The 22,877-nt window shown below is 53.4% G+C and carries 18 protein-coding genes; 14 read left to right on the top strand and 4 right to left on the bottom strand.

Annotation, left to right across the window (positions count from 1 at the left end; genetic code table 11):
• The first annotated feature begins 4 nt into the window (after nucleotides 1-4).
• Nucleotides 5-553 carry a YggT family protein gene (locus H8K43_RS04950; RefSeq protein ID WP_186902806.1) on the top strand — a complete coding sequence of 183 codons (549 nt, stop codon included), beginning with the start codon at nucleotides 5-7 and terminating at the stop codon, nucleotides 551-553.
• 6 nt (nucleotides 554-559) lie between these two features.
• Here H8K43_RS04950 and H8K43_RS04955 read toward each other — a convergent pair whose 3' ends face one another.
• Entirely contained in the window at nucleotides 560-1,567 is a 1,008-nt protein-coding gene (locus tag H8K43_RS04955; protein WP_186902807.1) for a LacI family DNA-binding transcriptional regulator, read from the bottom strand.
• A gap of 136 nt (nucleotides 1,568-1,703) precedes the next feature.
• On the opposite strand from H8K43_RS04955, the gene H8K43_RS04960 reads away from it, so the two are divergent.
• Nucleotides 1,704-2,978 carry an amidohydrolase family protein gene (locus H8K43_RS04960; RefSeq protein ID WP_186902808.1) on the top strand — a complete coding sequence of 425 codons (1,275 nt, stop codon included), beginning with the start codon at nucleotides 1,704-1,706 and terminating at the stop codon, nucleotides 2,976-2,978.
• A gap of 62 nt (nucleotides 2,979-3,040) precedes the next feature.
• Here H8K43_RS04960 and hemL read toward each other — a convergent pair whose 3' ends face one another.
• Together hemL and thiD are read right to left on the bottom strand one after the other, a co-directional pair.
• Complete coding sequence (gene hemL / locus H8K43_RS04965) at nucleotides 3,041-4,321, bottom strand: glutamate-1-semialdehyde 2,1-aminomutase (protein WP_186902809.1); 1,281 nt, start codon at nucleotides 4,319-4,321, stop codon at nucleotides 3,041-3,043.
• A 30-nt stretch (nucleotides 4,322-4,351) separates the two neighbouring features.
• A complete protein-coding gene (thiD, locus tag H8K43_RS04970) occupies nucleotides 4,352-5,182 on the bottom strand; it encodes a bifunctional hydroxymethylpyrimidine kinase/phosphomethylpyrimidine kinase (RefSeq protein ID WP_186902810.1) in 831 nt (276 codons plus the stop codon).
• A 164-nt stretch (nucleotides 5,183-5,346) separates the two neighbouring features.
• Between thiD and H8K43_RS04975 the strand changes: the two genes are divergently transcribed.
• From H8K43_RS04975 to H8K43_RS05000, 6 genes are all read left to right on the top strand, one after another.
• Entirely contained in the window at nucleotides 5,347-5,499 is a 153-nt protein-coding gene (locus H8K43_RS04975) for a rubredoxin (RefSeq protein ID WP_162020595.1), read from the top strand.
• A 128-nt stretch (nucleotides 5,500-5,627) separates the two neighbouring features.
• Nucleotides 5,628-6,029: a response regulator gene (locus H8K43_RS04980; protein WP_186902811.1), complete on the top strand. Its 402-nt coding sequence runs from the start codon at nucleotides 5,628-5,630 to the stop codon at nucleotides 6,027-6,029.
• 27 nt (nucleotides 6,030-6,056) lie between these two features.
• On the top strand, nucleotides 6,057-6,422 hold the full coding sequence (locus H8K43_RS04985) for a response regulator transcription factor (RefSeq protein WP_162020375.1): 366 nt from the start codon (nucleotides 6,057-6,059) through the stop codon (nucleotides 6,420-6,422).
• 48 nt (nucleotides 6,423-6,470) lie between these two features.
• A complete protein-coding gene (locus tag H8K43_RS04990) occupies nucleotides 6,471-7,052 on the top strand; it encodes a chemotaxis protein CheW (protein ID WP_230403671.1) in 582 nt (193 codons plus the stop codon).
• Between the two features lie 77 nt (nucleotides 7,053-7,129).
• A complete protein-coding gene (locus tag H8K43_RS04995) occupies nucleotides 7,130-9,478 on the top strand; it encodes a methyl-accepting chemotaxis protein (protein ID WP_186902812.1) in 2,349 nt (782 codons plus the stop codon).
• 86 nt (nucleotides 9,479-9,564) lie between these two features.
• Complete coding sequence (locus tag H8K43_RS05000) at nucleotides 9,565-16,275, top strand: hybrid sensor histidine kinase/response regulator (protein ID WP_186902813.1); 6,711 nt, start codon at nucleotides 9,565-9,567, stop codon at nucleotides 16,273-16,275.
• 94 nt (nucleotides 16,276-16,369) lie between these two features.
• On the opposite strand, the gene H8K43_RS05005 is transcribed toward H8K43_RS05000, so the two are convergent.
• Nucleotides 16,370-17,854, bottom strand: a complete 1,485-nt coding sequence (locus H8K43_RS05005; RefSeq protein WP_186902814.1) for a cryptochrome/photolyase family protein — start codon at nucleotides 17,852-17,854, stop codon at nucleotides 16,370-16,372.
• A gap of 115 nt (nucleotides 17,855-17,969) precedes the next feature.
• Between H8K43_RS05005 and H8K43_RS05010 the strand changes: the two genes are divergently transcribed.
• The 6 genes from H8K43_RS05010 (at nucleotide 17,970) to H8K43_RS05035 (ending at nucleotide 22,869) form a co-directional block, all read left to right on the top strand.
• Nucleotides 17,970-18,665 carry a YqgE/AlgH family protein gene (locus H8K43_RS05010; protein WP_408058484.1) on the top strand — a complete coding sequence of 232 codons (696 nt, stop codon included), beginning with the start codon at nucleotides 17,970-17,972 and terminating at the stop codon, nucleotides 18,663-18,665.
• Nucleotides 18,665-19,060, top strand: coding sequence for a Holliday junction resolvase RuvX (gene ruvX, locus H8K43_RS05015; protein ID WP_186902816.1), 396 nt, complete (start codon nucleotides 18,665-18,667; stop codon nucleotides 19,058-19,060). Before H8K43_RS05010 ends, ruvX begins: the two co-directional genes overlap by 1 nt.
• Nucleotides 19,057-19,575, top strand: a complete 519-nt coding sequence (pyrR, locus tag H8K43_RS05020) for a bifunctional pyr operon transcriptional regulator/uracil phosphoribosyltransferase PyrR (RefSeq protein WP_186902817.1) — start codon at nucleotides 19,057-19,059, stop codon at nucleotides 19,573-19,575. The genes ruvX and pyrR overlap by 4 nt, the downstream gene beginning before the upstream one ends.
• Nucleotides 19,568-20,542, top strand: coding sequence for an aspartate carbamoyltransferase catalytic subunit (locus tag H8K43_RS05025; RefSeq protein ID WP_186902818.1), 975 nt, complete (start codon nucleotides 19,568-19,570; stop codon nucleotides 20,540-20,542). Before pyrR ends, H8K43_RS05025 begins: the two co-directional genes overlap by 8 nt.
• Before the next feature lie 10 nt (nucleotides 20,543-20,552).
• Nucleotides 20,553-21,842, top strand: a complete 1,290-nt coding sequence (locus tag H8K43_RS05030; protein ID WP_186902819.1) for a dihydroorotase — start codon at nucleotides 20,553-20,555, stop codon at nucleotides 21,840-21,842.
• Nucleotides 21,843-22,128: 286 nt separating this feature from the next.
• Nucleotides 22,129-22,869: a lysophospholipid acyltransferase family protein gene (locus H8K43_RS05035; protein WP_186902820.1), complete on the top strand. Its 741-nt coding sequence runs from the start codon at nucleotides 22,129-22,131 to the stop codon at nucleotides 22,867-22,869.
• Nucleotides 22,870-22,877: the final 8 nt, after the last annotated feature.

Consider the following 22,877-nt stretch of genomic DNA (forward strand, 5'->3'; position numbering starts at 1 on the left):
ACCTGTGCTGCATGAACTTTTGACTTTTGTCGTGGATACCATCACTGGCTTGTTTGCCAGTTTCCTGCTGTTGAGATTTTGGATGCAGGTGCTCAGAGTCCGGCCGCCAGCTCAGTTGGCGCAAGCGATATTTCAACTGACCGATTGGCTGGTCCATCCTATCCGGCGTCTGGTGCCTGGCTATAAGGGTTATGACTGGGCCAGCCTGATCGCGACCTTTCTGGTTGCATTAGTCGCGATGCTGGTTGATTTCTGGGTGTTGGCGCAGTTTCCGGTGCAGGCCATACTGATCATGGCATTGTTCCGCGTGGTGCAATGGATATTGTATGGACTGATGGCGCTGCTGGTGTTGGAGGCTATCTTCAGCTGGGTGAATCCGAGTGCACCATTTGCACCTTTAATCCGCGCTTTGAATGAGCCAGTATTAAATCCGATCCGCAAAATTCTGCCGTCGCTGGGTGGTCTGGATTTTTCTCCGCTGCTTGCTTTGCTGTTGCTGCAGGTAGTGCACCGGGTGCTCAGTGCATCGCTACCTGCGTTGCTGATGCTCTGAGCTGCTTCAGGCTTGCACCAGCGCTGCGGTAGATTGCCGGATGATCAGTGCAGACTTCAGCATTTCGCGGCGTAATGGTGCATCAGGTTCCGCAATGCGCTTGACCAGGGTCTGCGCCGTCAGCTGCCCGATCGCATGTTTAGGCTGGGCGATCGTGGTCAGCGGCGGGTTGCTGAATGAAGCCAGTGCGATATCATCGTAACCGATCACCGATAAATCCTTCGGTATGCTCACGCCCGCTGCATTCGCGGCACAAATGCCACCGATCGCCATCAGATCATTGCTGGCAAAAATCGCAGTCGGCCTGTCGCTCAGTGCCAGCAACTGCTGAAATGCGTTATATCCGCCCTGGCTGGTGAAATCGGCATGGATCAGATAATCGGGACGGAAAGCGATGCCCGCTTCTTTGAGTGCCTGCATATAGCCGGTCACGCGGCCACCACTGGGCAGCAGGGTATCCGGGCCAGCCACGCAGGCGATTTTGTGATGACCCAGTGACAGCAGGTAGCGTGTCGCTTCATAGCCACCTTGTACATGATCGGCTTCAATAAAGTCTGCCGCCACACCGGTCACTTCGCGGTCGACCAGCACTTTGGGAATGCCTTCATCTGCCAGTAACTGACTCAGGTCTTCATCTGAACCGGAGGAGACCAGGATCAGACCATCTATCCTTTTCTCCATCAGTACGCGAATGTAGGCCGCTTGTTTTTTCGGGTCATCGTAGGAATTACACAGGATGATGTTGTAACCCAGCTTGAAAGAAGCATCTTCTATTCCCTGTATCACTTCTGCAAAATAAGGATTAGAGTTATTCGGTATCATCATCCCCAGCGTGTGGGTACGATCATTCTTCAGGCTGCGGGCGACGGCGCTAGGGATATAGCGCAACTCCTGAATAACCGACAAAACACGTTCGCGCGCATCTTCACTCACCACCCGGGTGTTGTTGATGACATGCGAAACGGTAGTAGTGGAGACGCGTGCTTTTTCAGCGACCTGCTTCATTGTTGCCATAAAAATTCCTGCCTTTCTGGGTCGTGATTATGACGCAGCTACACGACTGCGGTTAAACTTTTTATAAATTAACAGCGCAGACGAAGTAATGAGCCGGTCTCGTGACACGCAGTCTGCTGACAGATAAGGACCCAGCATGAATGATCTTATAGTGAGAAACGCCAGTTTAGCGGATGGCCGTCGTCATATCGATATCCTGGTCAGGGATGGAAAGATAGTCGCCACGGAGCCAGCTATTGCCGTGACCGGCATGCCTGAGCTGGATGCGGGCGGTGATTTGCTGTGTTCGCCTTTTGTCGATGCACATTTTCATATGGATGCAGTACTCAGCTATGGGCAGCCACGGGTGAATCAATCCGGTACGCTGTTGGAGGGCATTGCTTTATGGGGTGAGCTGAAACCGCATCTGACCCAGCAGGCCCTGGTTGACCGGGCACTCCAATACTGCGACTGGGCGGTTGCCAAAGGCTTGCTGGCGATACGCTCGCATGTGGATATCTGCGATCCGCGTTTGCTGGCGGTGGAAGCTTTGCTGGAAGTCAGAAAACAAGTGGCGCCTTATCTCGATCTGCAGCTGGTTGCCTTTCCTCAGGATGGTTTACTGCGTAGCGCCGACGCCTGGACTAACTTGCAGCGTGCCATCGCGATGGGTGTCGATGTGGTGGGGGGTATTCCGCATTTTGAACGCACTATGCAGGACGGCGCTGAATCGATACGTCTTTTGTGTGAATTCGCAGCAGAGCGCGGACTGATGGTCGATATGCATTGCGATGAGTCGGACGATCCTATGTCGCGTCATATTGAGACCCTGGCCTACCATGCACACAGGCTCGGTTTGCAAGGACGGGTCACAGGTTCACATCTGACTTCCATGCATTCTATGGATAATTACTATGTCAGTAAGCTGTTGCCGCTGATGAAGGAAGCGGGCGTAGCCGCTATCGCTAATCCCCTGATCAATATCACTTTGCAGGGGCGTCATGACCATTATCCTAAACGGCGTGGTATGACGCGGGTGCCGGAAATGCTGGCGCTTGGTATCCCGGTCGCGTTTGGGCATGATTGTGTGATGGACCCTTGGTATAGCATGGGAGCGGGCGATATGCTGGAGGTGGCGTCTATGGGCTTACATGTGGCGCAGATGACTTCGCAGGCGGCCATGCATCAGTGCTTTGACGCTGTCACGCGCAACCCCGCACAGATACTGGGCTTGCAGGGCTATGGGCTGGAGCCCGGCTGCCAGGCTGACTTTGTGATTCTGGATGCGCGCGACCCGATTGAGGCTTTGCGTCTGCGCCCGGTAAGGCGTTATGTAGTACGGCGCGGTCGTGTCATCAGTCAGACTGCCGCGCCAATTGCGCAGCTGAGTCTGGACGGAAGACAACAGTCTGTGAATTTCCGTTTGGGGTAATGCCTGATGCGAGGCAGCATGGTCAGTCCTGAGGGGCAACCATGCTGTCTGCTTCTTGTGGATCAGAGGCGGGCGAATGCGCGTTGTGCCGCTTCCAATGTGGCGGCAATGATGGCACTGTCGTGCTGGATAGAGACAAAGCCAGCTTCAAAAGCAGATGGCGCCAGATACACGCCTTCGTCCAGCATCAGATGGAAGAAGCGATTGAATTTCTCTTTATCGGTCGCCATCATGGCCGCGTAGCTGCGTGGGATTTCTTTGGCAAAGTAAATGCCGAACATGCCACCAACTGCATCGGCGCAGAAGTCGAAACCAGCGGCCTGACCTGCTGCTTGCAGACCATCCGCCAGTTGCCGCGTCTGTGTGGTCAGTGTTTCATAAAAGCCGGGTGCCTGAATCAGCTTGAGCGTGCTCATACCCGCAGCCACCGCAACCGGATTGCCGGACAGTGTGCCAGCCTGATAGACGCCGCCCAGCGGTGCCATATGTCCCATCAGATCGGCGCGGCCACCAAAGGCTGCCACCGGCAGGCCACCACCGATGACTTTACCCATACAGATCAGGTCAGCCGCAATGCCGTACAAGGCCTGGGCACCTTGCAGACCAACGCGGAAGCCGCACATCACTTCGTCAAAAATCAGGATGCTGCCATGCTGAGTGCACAGGCTGCGCATGGTTTGCAGGAATTCTTTGGTGGCCGGAATCAGATTCATATTGCCGGCGACCGGCTCCACAATCACGCAGGCGATCTGATCACCGATAGACGCAAATACCTCTTCCAGTTGCTGGCTGTTGTTGTAGTCGAGTACCAGCGTATGTTTGCTGAAATCTTCAGGAACGCCAGCGGAAGTCGGATTACCAAATGTCAGCAGGCCGCTGCCCGCTTTGACCAGCAAAGAATCGGCATGACCGTGATAGCAGCCTTCAAATTTGATGATCTTGTCGCGCTTGGTGGCGCCGCGTGCCAGACGCAGTGCACTCATGGTGGCTTCCGTGCCGCTGGAAACCAGTCTGACTTGCTCTACATTTGGCACGATTTTGCAGATTTCTTCTGCCATCAACACTTCACCTTCGGTCGGCGCACCAAAGCTCAGCCCTCGGGTGATCGCTTGCTGCACGGCGCTGATGACTTCCGGATGGGTGTGACCGACGATGGCCGGACCCCAGGAGCCGATGTAATCAATATAGCGTTTGTCATCCGCATCCCAGAAATACGGTCCTTCTGCGCGGGAAATGAAGCGTGGCGTGCCGCCGACTGAACGGAAAGCGCGTACAGGCGAATTCACGCCGCCCGGCGTGGTTTGTTGGGCACGGGCGAACAGGATGTCGTTATTGCTAGTCATGGTAAGAGCAGTCTGAAGAAAAATGAAAGGCTAAACAGCGGAGTCGGGCAGCGTTTCGCGTGCCCAGAAAAAACGGTCAGGGATCAGCTTGCCCATGCCCAGTTGCTGCGCATGGCGTAAGGCAGCATGGGTGAATTCCTGCGCTTCCAATACGGCTTCCGGCACATCAATGCCACAGGCCAGCAGTGCTGTAATCGCTGCCGATAAGGTAGTACCTGCGCCTGCATGGGAACCTGGTATGCGTTGCCATACGTCGCGCCGCACGACGCCCGCCTCATTGAATAAGGTATTGGCAAATTCATTGTTGCCAGCCTGAGTCCCGGTGACCAATACAAATTTGCAGCCAGAATCAATCAGGGTCATCACGTCGGCGGTCAGATCGTCGTCCTCGCCCTGATCTTTCCAGGTTTCAGCAAGACGGGATAATTCTACGGCTGAGATCACCAGCACACTCGCTTGCGGAATCAGTAACTCACGGATGGCCAGTATCAGGTCTTCTGCTTCAGCCGTCTGTTCATTCACTTCGGAATGGAAAGGGTCTAGTACAAAGGGCAGATCCGGATAATCAGATGCGATTTCAGCAATCGTGGTGACATTGTCTACACTGCCCGCCTGTCCCAGTTTTAATGCAGCGACCGGCATATCTTCCAGCACGGAGCGGGCTTGCTCGTCAATCAGGTCGGCTTCCAGTGCATGGATACTGTCTATTTGCGCTGTATCGCCGGTCAGTACCGAGGTCACAACCGGCAAACCATGACAAGCCATGGCCGCAAAAGTGCCGATATCGGCAAATAAACCAGTGGCAGAGACCGGATCGGAAGCGCCGAAGCTGAGAATGAGAGGAGAAATTTGGTTTTGCACGTTACGTAGATTAATATAGCCAGCTTAGCAGCGCAGTCAAACCTGAATTAGGGGACTATGCGGTCTGTTTATGCAGGATTTGCAGCAATTTTAATATTCTACTTGATTGAAGGGCTTTAGTCGTGAGTGATAACGTTGGTGGTACGCCTGAGTACAAAACATGGATGTGTCTGATTTGTGGCTGGGTGTACGATGAAGAGCAGGGTTTGCCGGATGAAGGCATTGCGCCAGGCACCAAATGGGATGATGTACCAATGAACTGGACTTGTCCTGAATGCGGCGCGCGCAAGGATGACTTTGAAATGGTTGTGATTTAACCGCAAATCCAGTTTTTTTCCTTGTATTAAATGTTTATTCAGGGAAAATAAGCACAGGTGTAATTTTTTTTTGATAGAGTGCTTGTTTGCTCCGAATTTGTCGGATTTAGTCGGGAAGAGATGCGTTTATGTCAACGATGACTGGTAATGAAAATTTAAAAATTATGGTGATCGACGACAGCAGTACCATACGTCGCTCAGCAGAAATTTTTCTCGGACAGGCAGGATACAAAATTGTATTGGCTGAAGATGGATTTGATGCCTTGGCCAAAATCAATGATTCGCATCCTGACCTGATCTTTTGCGACATCCTGATGCCGCGCCTGGATGGTTACCAGACTTGTGCCTTGATCAAGAAAAGCGCGAAATTCCGCGATACACCTGTGATTATGCTGTCCTCTAAGGATGGCTTGTTTGACCGCGCACGCGGCGCTATGGTAGGGTCTGATGAATATCTGACTAAGCCATTTACTAAGGACAGCCTTCTGAAAACAGTAAAGAATTACACATCAGAAGCGCAGGACAAATAATTCAGTTTTAAGTGAGGTATTAGCAATATGGCTATTCAAAAAATTCTGGTTGTAGATGATTCCCCAACCGAGCGTTATTTTCTGACCGATGTTCTGGTAAAGCACGGCTTTTCCGTGTCGACCGCAGAAAACGGCGAAGAAGCACTGCTGAAAATTAAAGCAGACAAGCCACAACTGATACTGATGGACGTGGTGATGCCGGGCCAGAATGGCTTCCAGATCACGCGTGCGATTGCCAAAGATCCGGAAACACAGGATATTCCCGTGATTATCTGTACCAGCAAAAATCAGGAAACTGACCGTATCTGGGGTTTGCGTCAGGGCGCGCGTGACTACCTGGTCAAGCCTATAGATCCTCAGGAGTTGCTGACCAAAATTGCTGCGCTCGGCTAAGCCGTTGGCGCACTGATCTCTGTTTCTTTCTATACTCCGGATAAGTTCATGACCCAAGCGTTGAGTGATACTGCCACTCTGTCTGAAGTGGCAAAGCCTGACAATAGTGTCAGGCGCACCCGCCTGCGCGAATTCCAGGCGCAGTTGGTTGACCGTATGCAGGCGGCTCAGCGTGGTGGTTTCACCCAGCTGAGTCAGTTGGGAGTGCTGATCGGTGGCGTACGGTATTTGCTGGATCTGCGCGAGGCAGGCGAAATCGTCAGTGTCGGTACGCTGACAGAAGTGCCGCTTACCCGCGACTGGTATAAGGGTGTGTCGAATATCCGCGGTAATCTGACCAGTGTGGTGGATTTGCCGCGTTTTCAAGGGCAGGAGCTGACGTCGCTGGACGCGTCCTGCCGTATTGTCGGTTTTGCTTCTGTGCTCGCATTTAATGGCGGGCTGCTGGTGTCTCAGGTTCTTGGCCTGCGTAACGTGGCGGAAATGGAAGTTGTTGTAAATGAACCCGGTGCGGCCGACAGTCGCGCCTGGTTGCCCAGAAGCTTTCGCGACAGCGAAGGCCGGATCTGGCATGAGCTCAGCCTGGCTGCCTTGGTGCAGGACCAGGATTTTTTGCATATAGGTTTGTAATCAGTAGTTGTTTATGAGTTGTTCAGTAGTTTATTGAATACTGCTGATAGCTTTTCAATCGTTTAGGAGACTTAGTAATGGCATTCAATCTACCGTTCTTGTCCAAAGGAAAAGAAACTCCGGAAGTTGACGGAACCGACGTTGCGGCAAGGTCGCTTGGAAATGCTGATTCGGTTGAAATAGAAGAAGCAACAAATGTCCGTATGCTGACCCCGGAAGCAGCACCGGCAGCAGCGGCAGGGGCCGAGACACGCCCGGCCTTAGCGGCAGACCCGCTGTCAGAAACCCACCCAGATGCGACCTTCATTGGTGATGCGCTGGAAAAAGGTGGTGATATCCGCCTGCCAGTCATCGGCAAGATGACCCTGCAAAAGCAGATGCGTATCCTGTCGATTGCGATGGGTGCTTCGCTGTTATCCGGCGCGGTGTTTGTGTATCTGAATGCGAGTCAGTCTGCGCTGGTGTCTACCCAGGTACAGATCGCGGGTGACGTGCTGATGCACTCCCAGCGTATCGGTAAAGCGGCGCCAAATGCGATTCAGGGTAATGTGGAAGCGTTTAAGCAGCTGGAAGACAGTCGCAAGGAAATCAATTCAGATCTGAAAATTCTGCTGGAAGGCGGTAACTATCAGGGCCGTGATGTGCGCAGTGCAAGCTCTTCGTTGACGCCGGTACTGAATGACACGATCAAAATCTGGCAAAGTTCGAATAAAGCGTCGGAAACAATTTTGAACCGCCGTAAAGAACTGACCGGTTTCGGTCAGACCCTGCGTAAATTGAATACTTTGTCGCCGGTTTTGCTGGAACTCACAGAACAGATTTCTACCTTAAAAGTTCAGGGCGGTGGCTCTGCGCGTGAAATTTCTGCTTCCGGTCAGCTGGTCATGTTGACCCAGCGTCTGGGTCGTAGTGCGAATGAATTCCTGACTTCTGAGGGTGTTAATCCTGAAACGGCTTTCTTGCTGAGTAAAGATACCAACACTTTCTATGATCTGGTGGAAGGTTTCCTGGCCGGTAGTGATGTTTTGCGTCTGACGGCCACCAAGGATGCAGATACCCGTGAAAAACTGGAAGAGCTGAAAAAAGTGTTCGCGGAATACAAAGACAGCGTGTCTGTGATTCTGGGTAACTTGCAAAACTTCATTGCAGCTAAACAGTCCGAACAGTTACTGTTTAACGAAAATGAGGAATTGAAAGCCAAGCTGAGCAATCTGCAAAAAACCTATACCGCGCAGCAGGATTCCACCAGCATCAGCTTCGTCTTGTTGATGTTGTCGGCAGCTGCCGCGCTGGCTTCTGCGTTAGGTATCGCGCTGGTTCTGTTGCAGGATAGCCGTAACCGCGCTAAAGAGGCGAATGAACGTCGTCAGGAAGCAGCGTCCCAGATGCTGCAGGCGAAGAAGCAGGAAGAAGAAGCGAAAGCTGCTAACGATCAGAACCAGGCTGCGATTTTGCGACTGATGAATGAATTGCAGGAAGTGGCGGACGGTGACTTGACAGTGCAGGCGACGGTTTCTGAAGATATTACCGGTGCGATTGCCGACTCGGTTAACTATACGGTGGAAGAGTTGCGTGGTCTGGTCGGTCGTGTTACCAACACAGCGGAACAGGTTACCTCTGCGTCTGATCTGGCGCAGGATATTTCTAATAATCTGCTGGATGCGTCTGAACAGCAATCACGTGAAATTACCGATGCAGGTCAGGCAGTTCTGACGATGGCGGCGGAAATTACCGACGTTTCGCGTTCTGCGAATGAATCGGCCGAGGTTGCGCGTCAATCGGTTGCTGCGGCGGAGCAGGGCGCGCATGCGGTGGAAGACGCGATCAAGGGTATGAACGAGATTCGCGAACAAATCCAGGAAACGTCTAAACGTATTAAACGTCTGGGTGAATCTTCCCAGGAGATTGGTGAGATCACAGAACTGATTTCTGACATTACCGAACAGACCAACGTACTGGCGCTGAATGCGGCGATTCAGGCGGCATCTGCGGGTGAAGCAGGACGAGGCTTCTCGGTGGTTGCGGAAGAGGTGCAGCGACTGGCGGAACGTTCCGCTGAAGCGACCAAGCAGATCGGTGCGCTGGTTCGTACGATTCAGACCGATACCCATGATGCGGTAGCGGCGATGGAAAAATCCACCCAGGGTGTGGTTGAGGGTGCGAAGCTGTCCGATGCGGCCGGTACTGCGCTGTCAGAAATCCGTAGCGTTTCTAATCGTTTGGCGGAACTGATTCAGGGCATCTCGCTGGCGACGGAACAGCAGGCAACTTCTGCGAATGGCGTTGCACAAAACATTCAGCACATTTTGAGTATGAATGACCAGACCCGTACCGGTACCCAGCAGACAGCTGACTCCATTAAGCAACTGGCGTTGCTGGCGGAAGAGCTGAAAAACTCGGTGTCACGATTCAAAGTGACGGCCTGATTTTCAAGCTATGGGGCAGTGTTGCCCCTGTCTTTTTGCAAGGCAATGAAGATTTCTTCATTGCCGCTTGAGTTTGCGGAGTACGCATGACATACGAATTTTCCAATTCGCCTGAGCTGTCAGAAGAACAGTTTGACACCGGACCTCTGTCCTGGGTAATGGCGGATATCCGTGAAGCGATTAATCATTCAGGCAAGTTCCTGACTGAGGCCCTGGTGCAGGATGAGGAAAGCCGCACCACGACTTTACTGCATGCGAAAAATTATCTGCATCAGGCGCATGGTGCTTTACAGATCGTTGATATTGATGGCGTTGCCATCGTCACAGAAACCATAGAAGAGTTACTGGAGCGCCTGCAGGCAAAGCAGCTCGATCTCAACCAGGAAAATATAGACGTTATCCTGGATGCTTTTCATGCGGTATTGCGCTATCTGGAAGACTTACTGTCTGGCGCCAGTCATCAGCCAGTCCGTCTGTTCCCTTACTACCGTGGCTTATTGCAGTTGAAAGGTGCCGAACGTATTCATCCGGCCGACCTGTTTTTCCCTGCACTCGCAGTACGTGAAAAAATCCCTGAACTGACCGTTACGCATACTGGTCCGGCACCGGCCTACAACGGTTTGCGTCAGCGTTTTGAAAAACAATTGCTGACGGTGCTGACTGCTAAAGATGCGCAAAAACAGCAGGAAGCCGCATTGGCGATGCAAGAGCTGGTTGCTGAAATCGATCAGGTCCAGTCTAACCCGCAGGCCAAAGCCTTCTGGGTGGTGATGCGTGCCTTCATCGAATCGGTAGCGACAGGCAGCATTCCGAATCAGCAATATGTGAAGCAAATTTTTGGCCGTATCAATTTACAGATACGCCGTCTGGTCGAGGGTGTCACCACGATACCGGAACGTCTGTTACGTGATGCGCTGTTTTTTATCGCCCAGGTCGAACAGCCTACGCCTTTTGTTGCGCGTGTGCGTCAGGCCTATGCACTGAATAACACTGTACCGCTCGATTATGACCAGAAAAATTATGGTCAGATCGCAGCTGGTGTGTTGAGCAGCGCGAAAGAGCAATTGACTGCAGTGAAAAATCTGTGGGGGCGCATTGCCAACGGCGAGTCCGGTCTGGCAGATAAATTCTCGGCGAAGATGAAAGACCTGGCTGAAACCGGCAGTGGCTTGAATTCTCCTGCGCTGTCCAAACTGTTGCGTGAACTCAGCGGTATTGCGCGTCATGTCGCGCATTCGGAAGATGGCAACAAGCTCGCGCTTGAACTCGCGACCAGCCTGCTGTTCGTCGAAAATGCACTGGATCAGATTACCCGTTTACCAGCGCATTTTGCGGAGCGTTCGGAAGAGATCACCTCTCGTTTATTGTCAGTCGTGTCTGGCGATGAACCACAATCCCAGGCCGCCTGGATGGGCGAAATCTCGCGTGAAGCACAGCAGCGTCAGACCATGTCAGTCTTGGTCGCTGAGATGCAGGCCAGCTTGCGTCAGATTGAAAAAAATCTGGATGAATATTTCCGTCATCCGGAACAGACTGACTTACTCAAACCAGTCGATGGTACCTTGCATCAGATCGGTGGTGCGCTGGCGATCCTGGATCAGGATGATGCTATGCGTGCAGTGGAGCATACCCGTGCGCTGATTACGCAATTTGTCGCGCCGGAAGACGGGCAGCTTAGCCCGGAACTGGAAGCCAGTCATCGTCAGGTGGCGCAGAATATCGGTGCCCTGAGCTTCTTCATCGAAACGATGCAGACGCAGCCCGAAACCGCCAGGAAGAAATTCACTTTTGATCCTGACAGTGGTGTGTTCCGTTCCCATTTACTCGAAGCCCCGGTACAGAAAGAGTTGTTGCCAGCTAACGCAGATGTGCAAACCGCGCATACCGCAGGTCAGGCCGCCGCTGTGCAGACTGCAGAACAAGAGCTGGCACATCAGCAACAGGAATCAGCCCGTCTGGCTGCGTCCTTAGTGGCGCATCCGGAAGATCAGGATTTGCAGGAGCAATTAAAGCAATCGCTGGAGTCGGAGCGCAAAGTGGCGACCCTGCTGGATGATGCCGATGCGAGTGACCGCGCACGCGCAGCGATTGCCATGCTGGATAATGCAGATGATGAAGCGCATTCCGGTTTGCAGCATCTGGTGGCGGGCGAAACACAGGCTGCGGCAGCCGCCGCACCTGCTGCGCTGAATACGCTGCCACAATCGGAAGAAGCGATCGATGCCGAATTGCTGGAAATTTTCCTGGGCGAAGCGGAAGAAGTGCTGGAATTCGTCGGCCAGACTTTGCCTTTGTCGCGTAAAGACACGGATAATCAGGAATACCTGACCAGCCTGCGTCGTTCTTTCCACACACTCAAAGGCAGCAGCCGCATGGTAGGCCTGAATGTGTTTGGCGAGACCGCATGGCATATTGAACAGGTCATGAATATCTGGCTGTCCGAATCTAAGCCAGGTAATGAGAATTTGTATCGCTTGCTGGAGCGTGCTTCCCATGAGCTGGCATTGTGGACCGAAGAACTGAAGCAACAAGCCTGGTCGCACCGTACAGGCGCTGCGATTATCGAAGCTGCGCAGCGTGTGAAATCCGGACTTGACTATGAAGATGTGCCTGAGACCCTGGCACCGGCAGCTGTTGCACCTCATGAGGTCGCAGAGGCCACAGATACCGGCGCTGAAGTCATTGAGCTTGCTGAGTTTGCTGAGCCGGTTCAGCCTGACAGCGCGCAATTGGATAGCATTGCTGAACAGCTGGCGCCGGATCATGCAGCGCTGACGGCGCAAGCCGGTTTATCGGTTGAAGCTGGTGCAGAGATAGCAGCGGGCCCTGCTGCAGACGACGCACATGAAATCGTTGCTGATGGCGTTATTGGTGATATAGCTGATATAGCTGATATAGCTGCAAATGCGCTGACAGACACGCACGAGAGCGATCAGGCTGCTGTGCATGAGCTGGACATAACAGATGTCGCGCCAAGCGCTGAGCTGGAATCAGCAGCTGTGATCGAGGCAGAGCCGTTCATTGCAGATGCCTCACCGGAATTTGAACTTACTGCAAGTACACCGCATCAGTTCCCGGAAACGATCGCTGCGCCTTTGCAGGCGGCGGCCTTGGCGATGGATGACCTGGCTGCTGATGTGGCTGAGGATGTGGTCGCGGATGTGAGCCTGGATACAGCGTTGCCGGAACTGACTACACTGTCGGATGTGCCGGCACTGTCAGAAGATACTGAGCTCGCAACAATTGCGGCTGAGGTACCGGCTGATCTGGCACATGTGGTACTTACACCTGACGCTGAACCGCTGGCCGGGACACATGCGGAAGCAGAATTCCAAACGGATGCACTGATGCCGCCAGTCAGCCCTGAACATCTGCCTGAGCACAGCGATACACCGCCGGACAGCTTGCCTGAGCTGACTTTGCCTGAAACAGCTGATAATGAATTTACTGTTACCGCTGAAGAGCTTGCTGCCTCAGTTTCTGGGCCTGAAACTGAAACTGCTGATATCCTGGCGTCGGAATTACCGTCTGAACCGGAACTGACTGCGCAGATACTGGCGGAAATCGATGCTGAAGTGCGCGCCGAAATGCAACAGGCAGCACAACAACCGGATGAACCGAACCCAGAGTCTGTTATGCCGGAAGACCAGCTGGCACAAGTCACAGCGCAAACTGAAACGGTGGAACCTGTTCAGAACGGCGCCAAAATCATTGAATTCCCTGACTTAAGCAAACCGGCAGTCACACTGGATGACAATATTAAGCGCATCGGTGATCTGGAAATCAGTTTGCCGCTGTTCTCTATCTACATGGCAGAAACCGATGAAATCGTGCGCTTCCTGAGCCAGGATTTCGCGGAGTGGCGTCATGAGTCCTACCGGCCTGTGACCACCCATGCGATTCATGCGACGCACTCACTGGCGGGCAGTTCTGCCACGGTTGGACTCAAGCCTTTGCAAGAACTTGCGCACAGCCTGGAATTGGTATTGCAGCGTCTGGCGCGTCACTCTGTGGTGTTGCAAGCCCATGAGTATGATGTGCTGGATCACGCGCTGGATACGGGCAAACGCATGCTGCAAAAGTTTGCCTTGTCCGAAATGGCCGATTATGCGCCGGATGAAGTCAAACAGCTGGAAGCCTTATTGCAGGATGTGATCAGCCGCTCGGATGCAGGTGCGGATGAGGAATTCATCACCTCCACCAATGAGCGTCTGGATTTGTCCGATTTGTCTGTAATGCATGACGATGCCGCTGAACAGCTGGTGCAAGCGGAATCTACTGAGCATGCACAGCCTTCCCCGGAACCTGTCGCCAGCAGTATCAACCTCATTGATACCCAGACTGTCAGTGAAAACACCGCTGGCATCCAGATCAATGATGAACTGGATCAGGATTTGCTGCCGGTATTTATCGAAGAAGGACAGGATTTGCTACCTATGGTAGGGCAGTTATTGCGCAGCTGGCAGGATAATCCGGCTGACAGTGCGACGCCACAGGCGATCGCGCGTCTGATGCACACCATCAAAGGTAGTGCAAGGATGGCTGGTGCGATGGGACTGGGACAGCATATCCATGATATGGAAACCCGCATCGAAAGTCTGATGGCTGCCGGTAGTACGGTACGTTTGCCTTTGCTGGATGATCTGATGGCACGCCACGATCTGAGCATGCAAATGTTCGATCAGCTGCAAAATCCTGAAGCATTTGCCCAGCCGGTCGCAAGCGATGTGCCGCTGACAGCTGCGCAAGAACTCGATCAGTTCCAGGAAGCGATGGTGGCTGGTGAAGCTGAACCCGCGGCTAAACCGCGCGATATGGTCAGTCTGACGCCATTGATGCCACTGAATACAGACGGCGTGAAGAAAACCAGTTTCACGCCAGCTGTTCCAGCTGCTACTCCGGCGGCTGCAACCGGTCCGGTACCGCTGGTGCGCGTGCGCGCTGACGTACTGGATCGCCTGGTCAATCAGGCCGGTGAAGTGTCGATCTCGCGCTCACGTCTGGAAAACGAAGTTGGCACCCTGCGTGCTTCGCTCAGTGAGCTGACCGAAAACGTGAACCGTCTGCGTTCCCAGTTACGTGAAGTGGAAATTCAGGCGGAAACCCAGATTACTTCGCGTATGGCACATTCCGGCGACCGCGAATTTGATCCGCTGGAGTTCGACCGTTTCACGCGTTTGCAGGAGCTGACCCGTATGATGGCCGAGAGCGTGAGCGACGTGGCGACGGTGCAGACCAATCTGACCCGTACCATCGATGGCGCTTCCGGTAATCTGCATGTGCAGGCCCGTCTGACCCGTGAATTGCAACAGGATTTGATGCGTGTGCGTATGATCCCGTTTGCCAGTGTGTCTGAGCGTTTATACCGTGTGACCCGACAGACTGCGAAAGAACTTGATAAGCGCGTCAATCTGGATATCCGTGGTTCCAACATAGAAATGGACCGTGGCGTTCTGGAAAAAATGGTAGGTCCGTTTGAACATTTGCTGCGAAATGCGATTGTGCATGGCATAGAAAGCCGTGAGCAGCGTAAAGCCACAGGTAAGAATGAAACCGGCGAGTTACTGATAGAAATCCGTCAGGAAGGTAACGAGGTCGTGATCCGCTTTAAGGATGACGGCCAGGGGCTGAACCTGAACTTTATCCGTGAAAAAGCCCTGAGCGTGGGCTTGTTGAGTCTGGATGATGAGCCAGGTGAAGCTGAGACCGCTGGCCTGATTTTTGAGCCAGGCTTCACTACCGCATCTGAAGTGACTGAGCTGGCTGGGCGCGGCGTTGGTATGGACGTGGTACGTTCCGAAGCTGCATCCTTAGGTGGCCGTGTCGAAGTCGCCACCAGCAGCGGTCAGGGTGCGGAATTCACGATTCACTTGCCGCTGACACTGGCTGTGACGCAGGTTGTATTGTTGTCCGCCGGTGGCCGTACGTTTGCCGTTCCCTCTGTATTGGTGGAGCAGGTACAGCATCTGAAATCGAATGCGCTGGCGAATGCATATAACGATGGTGCCGTCATGTGGCAGGGTCAGCGGGTAGCGATGCATTTCCTGTCATCGCTGCTTGGACATCGTGAGGTGGTGCCGATGGCGCAGCAATACACACCTTTGCTGATCATGAAGAGCGGTACTGAGCGCGTTGCTTTGCACATCGATGAAATTCTGGGTAATCGCGAGGTGGTGGTTAAAAACATCGGCCCGCAGCTGGCGCGTATGGCAGGTATTGCCGGTGCAACGGTGCTGGGTTCCGGTGAAATCGTGTTGATTCTGAATCCGGTACCACTGGCGCAGCGTTTCGAAACTGAACGTGCGCGTCTGCCACAGGCGGGCGTGGAAGCCGTGCCGGGTGCCGTGGCTGATCTGCATCATCAGGAAGCGGTGCAGCCTGTGCGTAGCGAACCGGTACAGGGTTTGCGTACCCAGCATACGGTGATGGTGGTGGATGATTCGCTGACTGTGCGCCGCGTGACCCAGCGTTTGCTGACACGTGAAGGCTATCAGGTGATATTGGCCAAAGACGGTATCGACGCGCTCGAGCAATTACAATCGGTCACGCCGGATGTGATGCTGGTGGATATTGAAATGCCGCGTATGGATGGTTTCGATCTGACCCGTAACGTGCGCAGTGACAGTCGTACCAGCCATATTCCTATCATCATGATCACTTCGCGTACCGCGGATAAACACCGTAATTATGCGAAGGAGCTGGGTGTGAATGAGTATTTCGGTAAGCCTTACCGTGAGGATGACTTATTAGCTGCGATCGTGCATTTTGTCGGACAGGAGCATGCCGTCATCGTCTGATGGTTTGAAGACTGGGTATTTGAATAAACAAAAAAGCGGAGTTAGTCTCCGCTTTTTTGTTGTGGTGACTTATTGTGCATTTGTTGCTTCTTACTTAGCTGTCGCCAGAAACAGCTGGATTTTTCACGACTGCGTAACGGCTGAGTGTTTGCTGGCGCGCGACATCGTGTTCAACGATGGGATAGGGGTAATTCTCACCCAGCTTGATGCCGGCCTGCTGCAGTAACATGGGCGCGGCTTTCCACGGTGCGTGTAGGCTTTTCTTATCCAGTCTGGCCAGCTGTGGCAGATAGCGTGTGATGAATTTGCCGTCCGCATCAAATTTCTCAGATTGGGTGATGGGATTAAAAATCCGGAAATAAGGTTGCGCATCGCAGCCTGAAGACGCGGCCCACTGCCAGCCACCATTGTTAGCCGCCAGATCAAAGTCCAGTAATTTTTGTGCGAAGTAGGCTTCGCCGCGCCGCCAGTCTATGCCCAGATCCTTGATCAGAAAACAGGCGGTTACCATTCGTAAGCGGTTATGCATGTAACCGGACTGATTCAACTGCCGCATCGCGGCGTCGACCAGCGGATAGCCGGTATTACCGCTACACCAGGCCGCAAAATGCTGATCTGCCTGTGCACCTTGCTCCCACTGGATAGCGTCATAAATGGGCTTGAAAGCATGTTGTACTACACGTGGATGGTGGTGCAGTATCATGAAATAAAAATCCCGCCAGATCAGCTCCGATAGCCAGGTTTCCGCGCCACTGCTGGCCTGAGTCCGTATCGCTTCTAACGCGTGCCTGACCAGCTGGCGTATCGAAATCGTACCGAAACGCAGATGTACGCTCAGGTAGGATGGGCCTTTTACAGAAGGATAATCACGCCTGACATCGTAGTGGTTCAGCCGTGGCAGAAATGCTTCGCACAGTGCTTCAGCGCCGGAGACACCGCTGGCTATTTTTAAATCTTCATCCAGGCTGGCGGCAAAGCCCATTTCGGCCAGACCCGGGACTTCACTGCGCAGCGGCGCCTGTAACTGCTGACAATAAGCATCGGATGGATAGGCACGCGCATAGAAATCACTGCCTTCGGCATAGAATTTTTTCAGCCACGCATTTTTATACGGGGTGAAGACAGAGAATGGCGTACCGCTTTGAGACAGGACTTCATTCTGTTCAAAAATGACCTGATCTTTGTCGTCCAGGAATGCACAGGACTGCGCTTGCAACTGCGTCGCTACACGCTGGTCGCGTGCGATGGCTGCAGGTTCGTAGTCGCGATTCACGAACACCGCATCGATGCCCAATTCGTGTACCAGTGTAGGGATCGCGCTTTCAGCTGCATCGTAGCGTACGATGAGTTCACCGCCACGTGTGCGTAGCAATTGCTGTAACTCGAGCACGCTGGCATGGAGGAAGCGTAGCCGCCTGTCATCGGCTGGCAGGTCTTGCAAAATAGACTTATCGAAAATAAAAGCAAAACAGACTTCGCGGCTTTGCTTCAAGGCGTGATACAGCGCTGCATGGTCGTGCAGACGCAAATCGCGGCGGAACCAGACCAATGCGCGCTGAAAATTAGGAGTCTTAGTCATACAGAACAGATCAGGTTTAGGGGGCTGGAACCCACGTCTTATATTACTGTGCGCAGGCTTCCTAGTATCCGGCGCACATTATCACACATCGAAAAAGCACGCTAAAACTGCTAAAATGGCGGCTATGGCGAAGCACACAAAATCCCTCCAAACTGAATCCCAGGAAGACAGTACGACGTCTGCTCCTGTTGTTTCTGATCCCGGCAGTCCGCTTTCTTCTGACACCGCTGCAGCTGAGGCTGCTGAATTAAATCTGAGTAATCACTTCCTGATTGCCATGCCTTCTTTGCAAGACCCGGTATTTGCCGGCGCTGTGGTCTATCTGTGCGAGCACAATCCACGCGGCGCGATGGGACTGGTGGTCAATCGTCCCACTGACCTGAATGTGGCAGGCCTGTTCGACCGTATCGATCTGAAACTGGAAAATATTCCTGACTCGCATCCTATGGGCAAACATGCTGTGATGTTCGGCGGCCCGGTGCAGGATGACCGTGGTTTTGTCCTGCATGCACCAGCCGGAAAATACAGCTCATCGCTCAAAGTGACGACCGAAGTCGCCTTTACCACTTCGCGCGATGTACTGGAAGCGGTAGCGGCTGGTGATGGCCCGGAAAAAGTACTGATCAGCGTCGGTTACGCGGGCTGGGGTGCCGGACAACTGGAAAAGGAATTACTCGCCAATAGCTGGCTCACAGTGCCTGCCCAGACGGATATTCTGTTTGATTTACCGGTCGAGGAACGTTATCAGGCCGCGATTCGTTTATTAGGTATCGATCCCTGGATGCTGACAGCTGAAGCGGGGCATGCCTGATGACTACTCCAGAGGGCAGCATACTTGCATTTGACTTTGGTCTGAAACGGATAGGCGTCGCAGTGGGTAATACCTTGCTGCGCCAGGCGGAAGCTTTACAGATTATTCACGCACCTGGCAATGATGCGAAATTCGCCGCACTGAGTAAGCTGATACAGCAATGGCAACCGGTGTTATGTGTCGTCGGTTTGCCCAAACATCCTGATGGCACAGAGCATGAAATGAGCGTGCGCTGCAAGCGCTTCGCGAATCAGCTCAATGGCCGCTATGGCGTACCGGTTGTATTGGTCGATGAGCGTTACACTTCCGCAGTCCTGCACGCACAACGCGGCGAACACATCGATGACGATGCTGCCGCCCTGATTCTGCAACAATACTTTGATGAGACACCATGAGTACATCTACTCCTACCCTTACGCTGGATGCAGAGGCGCTGTATGCGCAATTACTGCAGCAGATACAACAGGCTTTTCCCGATCCATCCGGACTGGCTGTGGTTGGTATTTATTCCGGTGGTGCCTGGATCGCGGAGCGCCTCGCGCGTGACCTGGGCTTAAGCACACCGGCTGGCATGATTGATGTTTCGTTTTATCGTGATGACTATGCGGCTAAAGGCTTACACGCAGAAGTCAGACCGACCCAGATCAGCTTCGCAGTCGATGCGGCGCAGATTATTCTGGTCGATGACGTGTTATACACAGGGCGCACCACGCGTGCCGCAATTAACGAGTTGTTTGACTACGGCCGTCCGGCCCGCATTATGCTGGCTGCGCTGGTTGATCGCGGTGGCCGCGAATTGCCGGTTGCTGCCGATTTCGTTGCCCATGTTGCCGCCTTTGAACCAGCTGTCTCTGTCAATCTGCACCGCGCAGACGATGGCCTCTTGAGTATCTCTATCGACCATGCATAATCCTCAGCTCAATAAACACGGCGAACTCCAGCATTTGCTGACTATCGAAGGTTTGCCGAAATCCATCATCTACCACATTCTGGATACAGCTTCTTCCTTCGTCAGTATCAGTGACCGCGAAGTGAAAAAAGTCCCGCTGCTGCGTGGTAAAAGCGTGTTCAATCTGTTCTTTGAAAACTCTACCCGCACCCGGACTACTTTTGAAATCGCATCGAAACGTCTTTCTGCCGATGTGATCAACCTCAACATCGCGGCGTCCAGTACCAGCAAGGGCGAATCTTTGCTCGATACGATAGACAATCTGGCGGCCATGCATGCCGATATGTTTGTGGTGCGACATGCGACGTCCGGTGCGCCTTTTCTGATCGCCAAACATCTCAATGACACGCGTCAGCATCATGTCCACGTGGTGAACGCTGGTGATGGCCGTCATGCGCACCCGACTCAGGGGCTGCTCGACATGTACACCATCCGTCACTACAAAAAAGATTTTAATAATCTGACGGTGGCTATCGTCGGTGATGTACTGCACAGCCGGGTGGCGCGTTCCGATATCCATGCCCTGACCACGCTGGGCGTGCCGGAAGTGCGCGTGATCGGCCCGCGTACCTTGTTGCCAGGCGGTCTGGAGCAGATGGGTGTACGCGTGTTCCACGACATGAATGAAGGACTCAAGGGCGTTGATGTGATCATCATGCTGCGCTTGCAGAATGAGCGCATGAGTGGTGCCTTACTGCCATCCGCACAAGAATATTTCAAGAGCTACGGCCTGACACCGGAACGTCTGGAGCTGGCCAAACCGGATGCGATCGTGATGCATCCGGGACCGATGAACCGTGGCGTGGAAATCGACTCTGCTGTTGCCGATGGACCGCAGGCTGTGATATTGCCACAAGTGACTTTCGGCATCGCCGTGCGTATGGCGGTGATGAGTATTGTTGCTGGTAACAGCGGTGGCGATGCCTGAGGAGATGAGTATGCAATTACAAATTAAAAATGGTCGTGTGATCGACCCGACAAGCAACACAGATGCAGTGCAGGATGTGTTTATCGCAGATGGAAAAATTGTCGCACTGGGTAGCGCACCTGCTGGCTTCGCGGCTGAGCGCATCATTGATGCCAGTGGTCTGGTGCTGGCGCCGGGCCTGGTGGACTTGAGTGCGCGTTTGCGCGAACCCGGTTTTGAATACAAGGCCACACTGGAATCTGAATTACAGGCCGCGATGCGCGGTGGTGTGACCAGCCTGGTCTGTCCGCCGGATACTGATCCGGTGCTGGATGAATCCGGTCTGGTGGAAATGCTCAGGCAGCGTGCCCATACCCAGCATAAAGCCCATGTATATCCATTGGGTGCACTGACTATAGGCCTCAAAGGCGAGTCCCTGACGGAGATGGCAGCGCTGACTGAGGCCGGTTGTATCGGTTTCTCTCAAGCAGAGCATCCGATCGCAGATACCAATACGCTGCAGCGCGCTTTGCAGTATGCGAGTACTTTTGGCTACACCGTCTGGTTGCGTCCACAGGATGCCTATATCGGACGTGGTGGGGTAGCGCATGCAGGGCCGCTGGCCTCGCGTCTGGGCTTATCCGGTGTGCCAGTGATGGCAGAGACTATCGCCTTGCATACGCTGTTTGAGCTGATGCGCGCAACCGGCGCAAAAGTCCATGTCTGCCGTATTTCTTCTGCTGCAGGACTGGAACTGATCCGTCAGGCTAAGAAAGAAGGTTTGCCGCTGAGTTGTGACGTGAGCGCACATCATGTGCATATGACCGATGCAGATATCGGCTTCTTTGATTCCAATGCGCGTATTGATCCTCCTTTACGCAGCCAGCGTGACCGCGATGCGATCAAAGCGGCACTGCAAGACGGCACGATTGATGCCATTTGTTCCGATCACACGCCGGTCGACGATGACGAAAAACTGCTGCCGTTTGCCGAAGCTTCAGCTGGTGCAACCGGTCTGGAATTACTGTTGTCACTGGCCTTAAAATGGGCCGAAGACAGTCGCGGTGAAGTCAGTATCGCGACTGCGATCCGTAAAATCACCAGTGATGCAGCGAAGGTGGCTGGCATCGCTGGCGGCAGTCTGCAAGTGGGTGCTGATGCTGATATCTGTGTATTCGACCCGGATACCCGCTGGAAAGTACAGGCCTCCAGCCTGCTCAGTCAGGGCAAACACACGCCTTTCCTGGGGTATGAGTTACCGGGTCAGGTCAGAATGACGATGGTGGCAGGTCGCATCGCCTACGAGTACGCTGAGCGCTAATCCATGTTGATCGCGCCGGAGCACAGAAGGGCTCCGGCGTTTTATTTTTTTCAGAGTTCTCAAGCTTCTTTTCGCTTCCGCAGTTCGCCGCATAAAACATGGTGTCAGCTGGGGTGAGATTGCCGCCTGGTCAGACCTGATCTGGCCGCGTCAGGCTAATGTTGTTGAATTCAGGCGCACAGAAATTCGCTTGCTTTACAACAATTGCATCATAGTGCTGGCGTGAACTCTGTTTTATCGTAAATAATTTAGTTTTTCCTCTCCCTGGCGGGTTGGTGAGTCCAGTATGATCGTTTGGCATTTTTTTCGGGTCTTTCTTCACCTGCTCGCAGGTTTGTTCACCTGTGGCTTGTTGTTTCCGTTTTCCTCTCCTGCCACGCAAGAGAAACTGATACGGCGCTGGTCCAGAAGGTTGCTGGCTATCTGTACGGTCGATGTGGTGTTTGATGATCGCTCCCAAGGATTGCACGCTGAACCAGCCATGATCGTGTCCAATCACGTGTCCTGGCTCGACATCTTTGTCATCAACACGCTGCATCCCTGTCATTTTGTCGCCAAGTCTGATATTCGCTCCTGGCCACTGATAGGCTGGCTGTGTGAAAAAGCCGGCACGATATTTCTCGCGCGTGGCAAACAACGCGAAGTGCGCCGCATTTACGAAGGTCTGGTCCATCAGATACAGGCCGGCAAACGCATCGCTTTTTTCCCCGAGGGCACGACTGCAGCGCAGGGCACAGTGTTACCTTTTCATGCCAACCTGTTTGAAGCCGCGATTGAAGCACAGGTACCGGTACAGCCTTTTGTGATTCGTTATGTGGACATGCAGGGCGAATTCCACCCGGCGGCGAATTTTATCGGCGACATGACTTTCGTTGACAGTATGCGTGAAATTCTGAAGGCACCGAAAATGCGTGCTGAACTGATACGTCTGCCAGCGATACCTACCCGCGATGCACACCGGCGTGAAGTCGCCCAGCAAGCCAGAATGGCGGCGCAACAGGCTTTGAACATAGCGGAAACAGCCTGAGTGTTGGT

The organism is Cognatundibacterium curvum, from assembly GCF_014284235.1.
GTDB classification, from domain to species: Bacteria; Pseudomonadota; Gammaproteobacteria; order Burkholderiales; family Burkholderiaceae_D; genus Undibacterium; species Undibacterium curvum.

Excerpts from the sequence above, each read along its gene's own strand:
- H8K43_RS04955 (WP_186902807.1), bottom strand. The coding sequence starts at position 1,567 with ATGGCAACAATGAAGCAGGTCGCTGAAAAAGCACGCGTCTCCACTACT.
- H8K43_RS04960 (WP_186902808.1), top strand. The coding sequence starts at position 1,704 with ATGAATGATCTTATAGTGAGAAACGCCAGTTTAGCGGATGGCCGTCGT.
- hemL (WP_186902809.1), bottom strand. The coding sequence starts at position 4,321 with ATGACTAGCAATAACGACATCCTGTTCGCCCGTGCCCAACAAACCACG.
- H8K43_RS04975 (WP_162020595.1), top strand. The coding sequence starts at position 5,347 with ATGTGTCTGATTTGTGGCTGGGTGTACGATGAAGAGCAGGGTTTGCCG.
- H8K43_RS04980 (WP_186902811.1), top strand. The coding sequence starts at position 5,628 with ATGTCAACGATGACTGGTAATGAAAATTTAAAAATTATGGTGATCGAC.
- H8K43_RS04985 (WP_162020375.1), top strand. The coding sequence starts at position 6,057 with ATGGCTATTCAAAAAATTCTGGTTGTAGATGATTCCCCAACCGAGCGT.
- H8K43_RS04990 (WP_230403671.1), top strand. The coding sequence starts at position 6,471 with ATGACCCAAGCGTTGAGTGATACTGCCACTCTGTCTGAAGTGGCAAAG.
- H8K43_RS04995 (WP_186902812.1), top strand. The coding sequence starts at position 7,130 with ATGGCATTCAATCTACCGTTCTTGTCCAAAGGAAAAGAAACTCCGGAA.
- H8K43_RS05000 (WP_186902813.1), top strand. The coding sequence starts at position 9,565 with ATGACATACGAATTTTCCAATTCGCCTGAGCTGTCAGAAGAACAGTTT.
- H8K43_RS05005 (WP_186902814.1), bottom strand. The coding sequence starts at position 17,854 with ATGACTAAGACTCCTAATTTTCAGCGCGCATTGGTCTGGTTCCGCCGC.
- H8K43_RS05010 (WP_408058484.1), top strand. The coding sequence starts at position 17,970 with ATGGCGGCTATGGCGAAGCACACAAAATCCCTCCAAACTGAATCCCAG.
- ruvX (WP_186902816.1), top strand. The coding sequence starts at position 18,665 with ATGACTACTCCAGAGGGCAGCATACTTGCATTTGACTTTGGTCTGAAA.
- pyrR (WP_186902817.1), top strand. The coding sequence starts at position 19,057 with ATGAGTACATCTACTCCTACCCTTACGCTGGATGCAGAGGCGCTGTAT.
- H8K43_RS05025 (WP_186902818.1), top strand. The coding sequence starts at position 19,568 with ATGCATAATCCTCAGCTCAATAAACACGGCGAACTCCAGCATTTGCTG.
- H8K43_RS05030 (WP_186902819.1), top strand. The coding sequence starts at position 20,553 with ATGCAATTACAAATTAAAAATGGTCGTGTGATCGACCCGACAAGCAAC.
- H8K43_RS05035 (WP_186902820.1), top strand. The coding sequence starts at position 22,129 with ATGATCGTTTGGCATTTTTTTCGGGTCTTTCTTCACCTGCTCGCAGGT.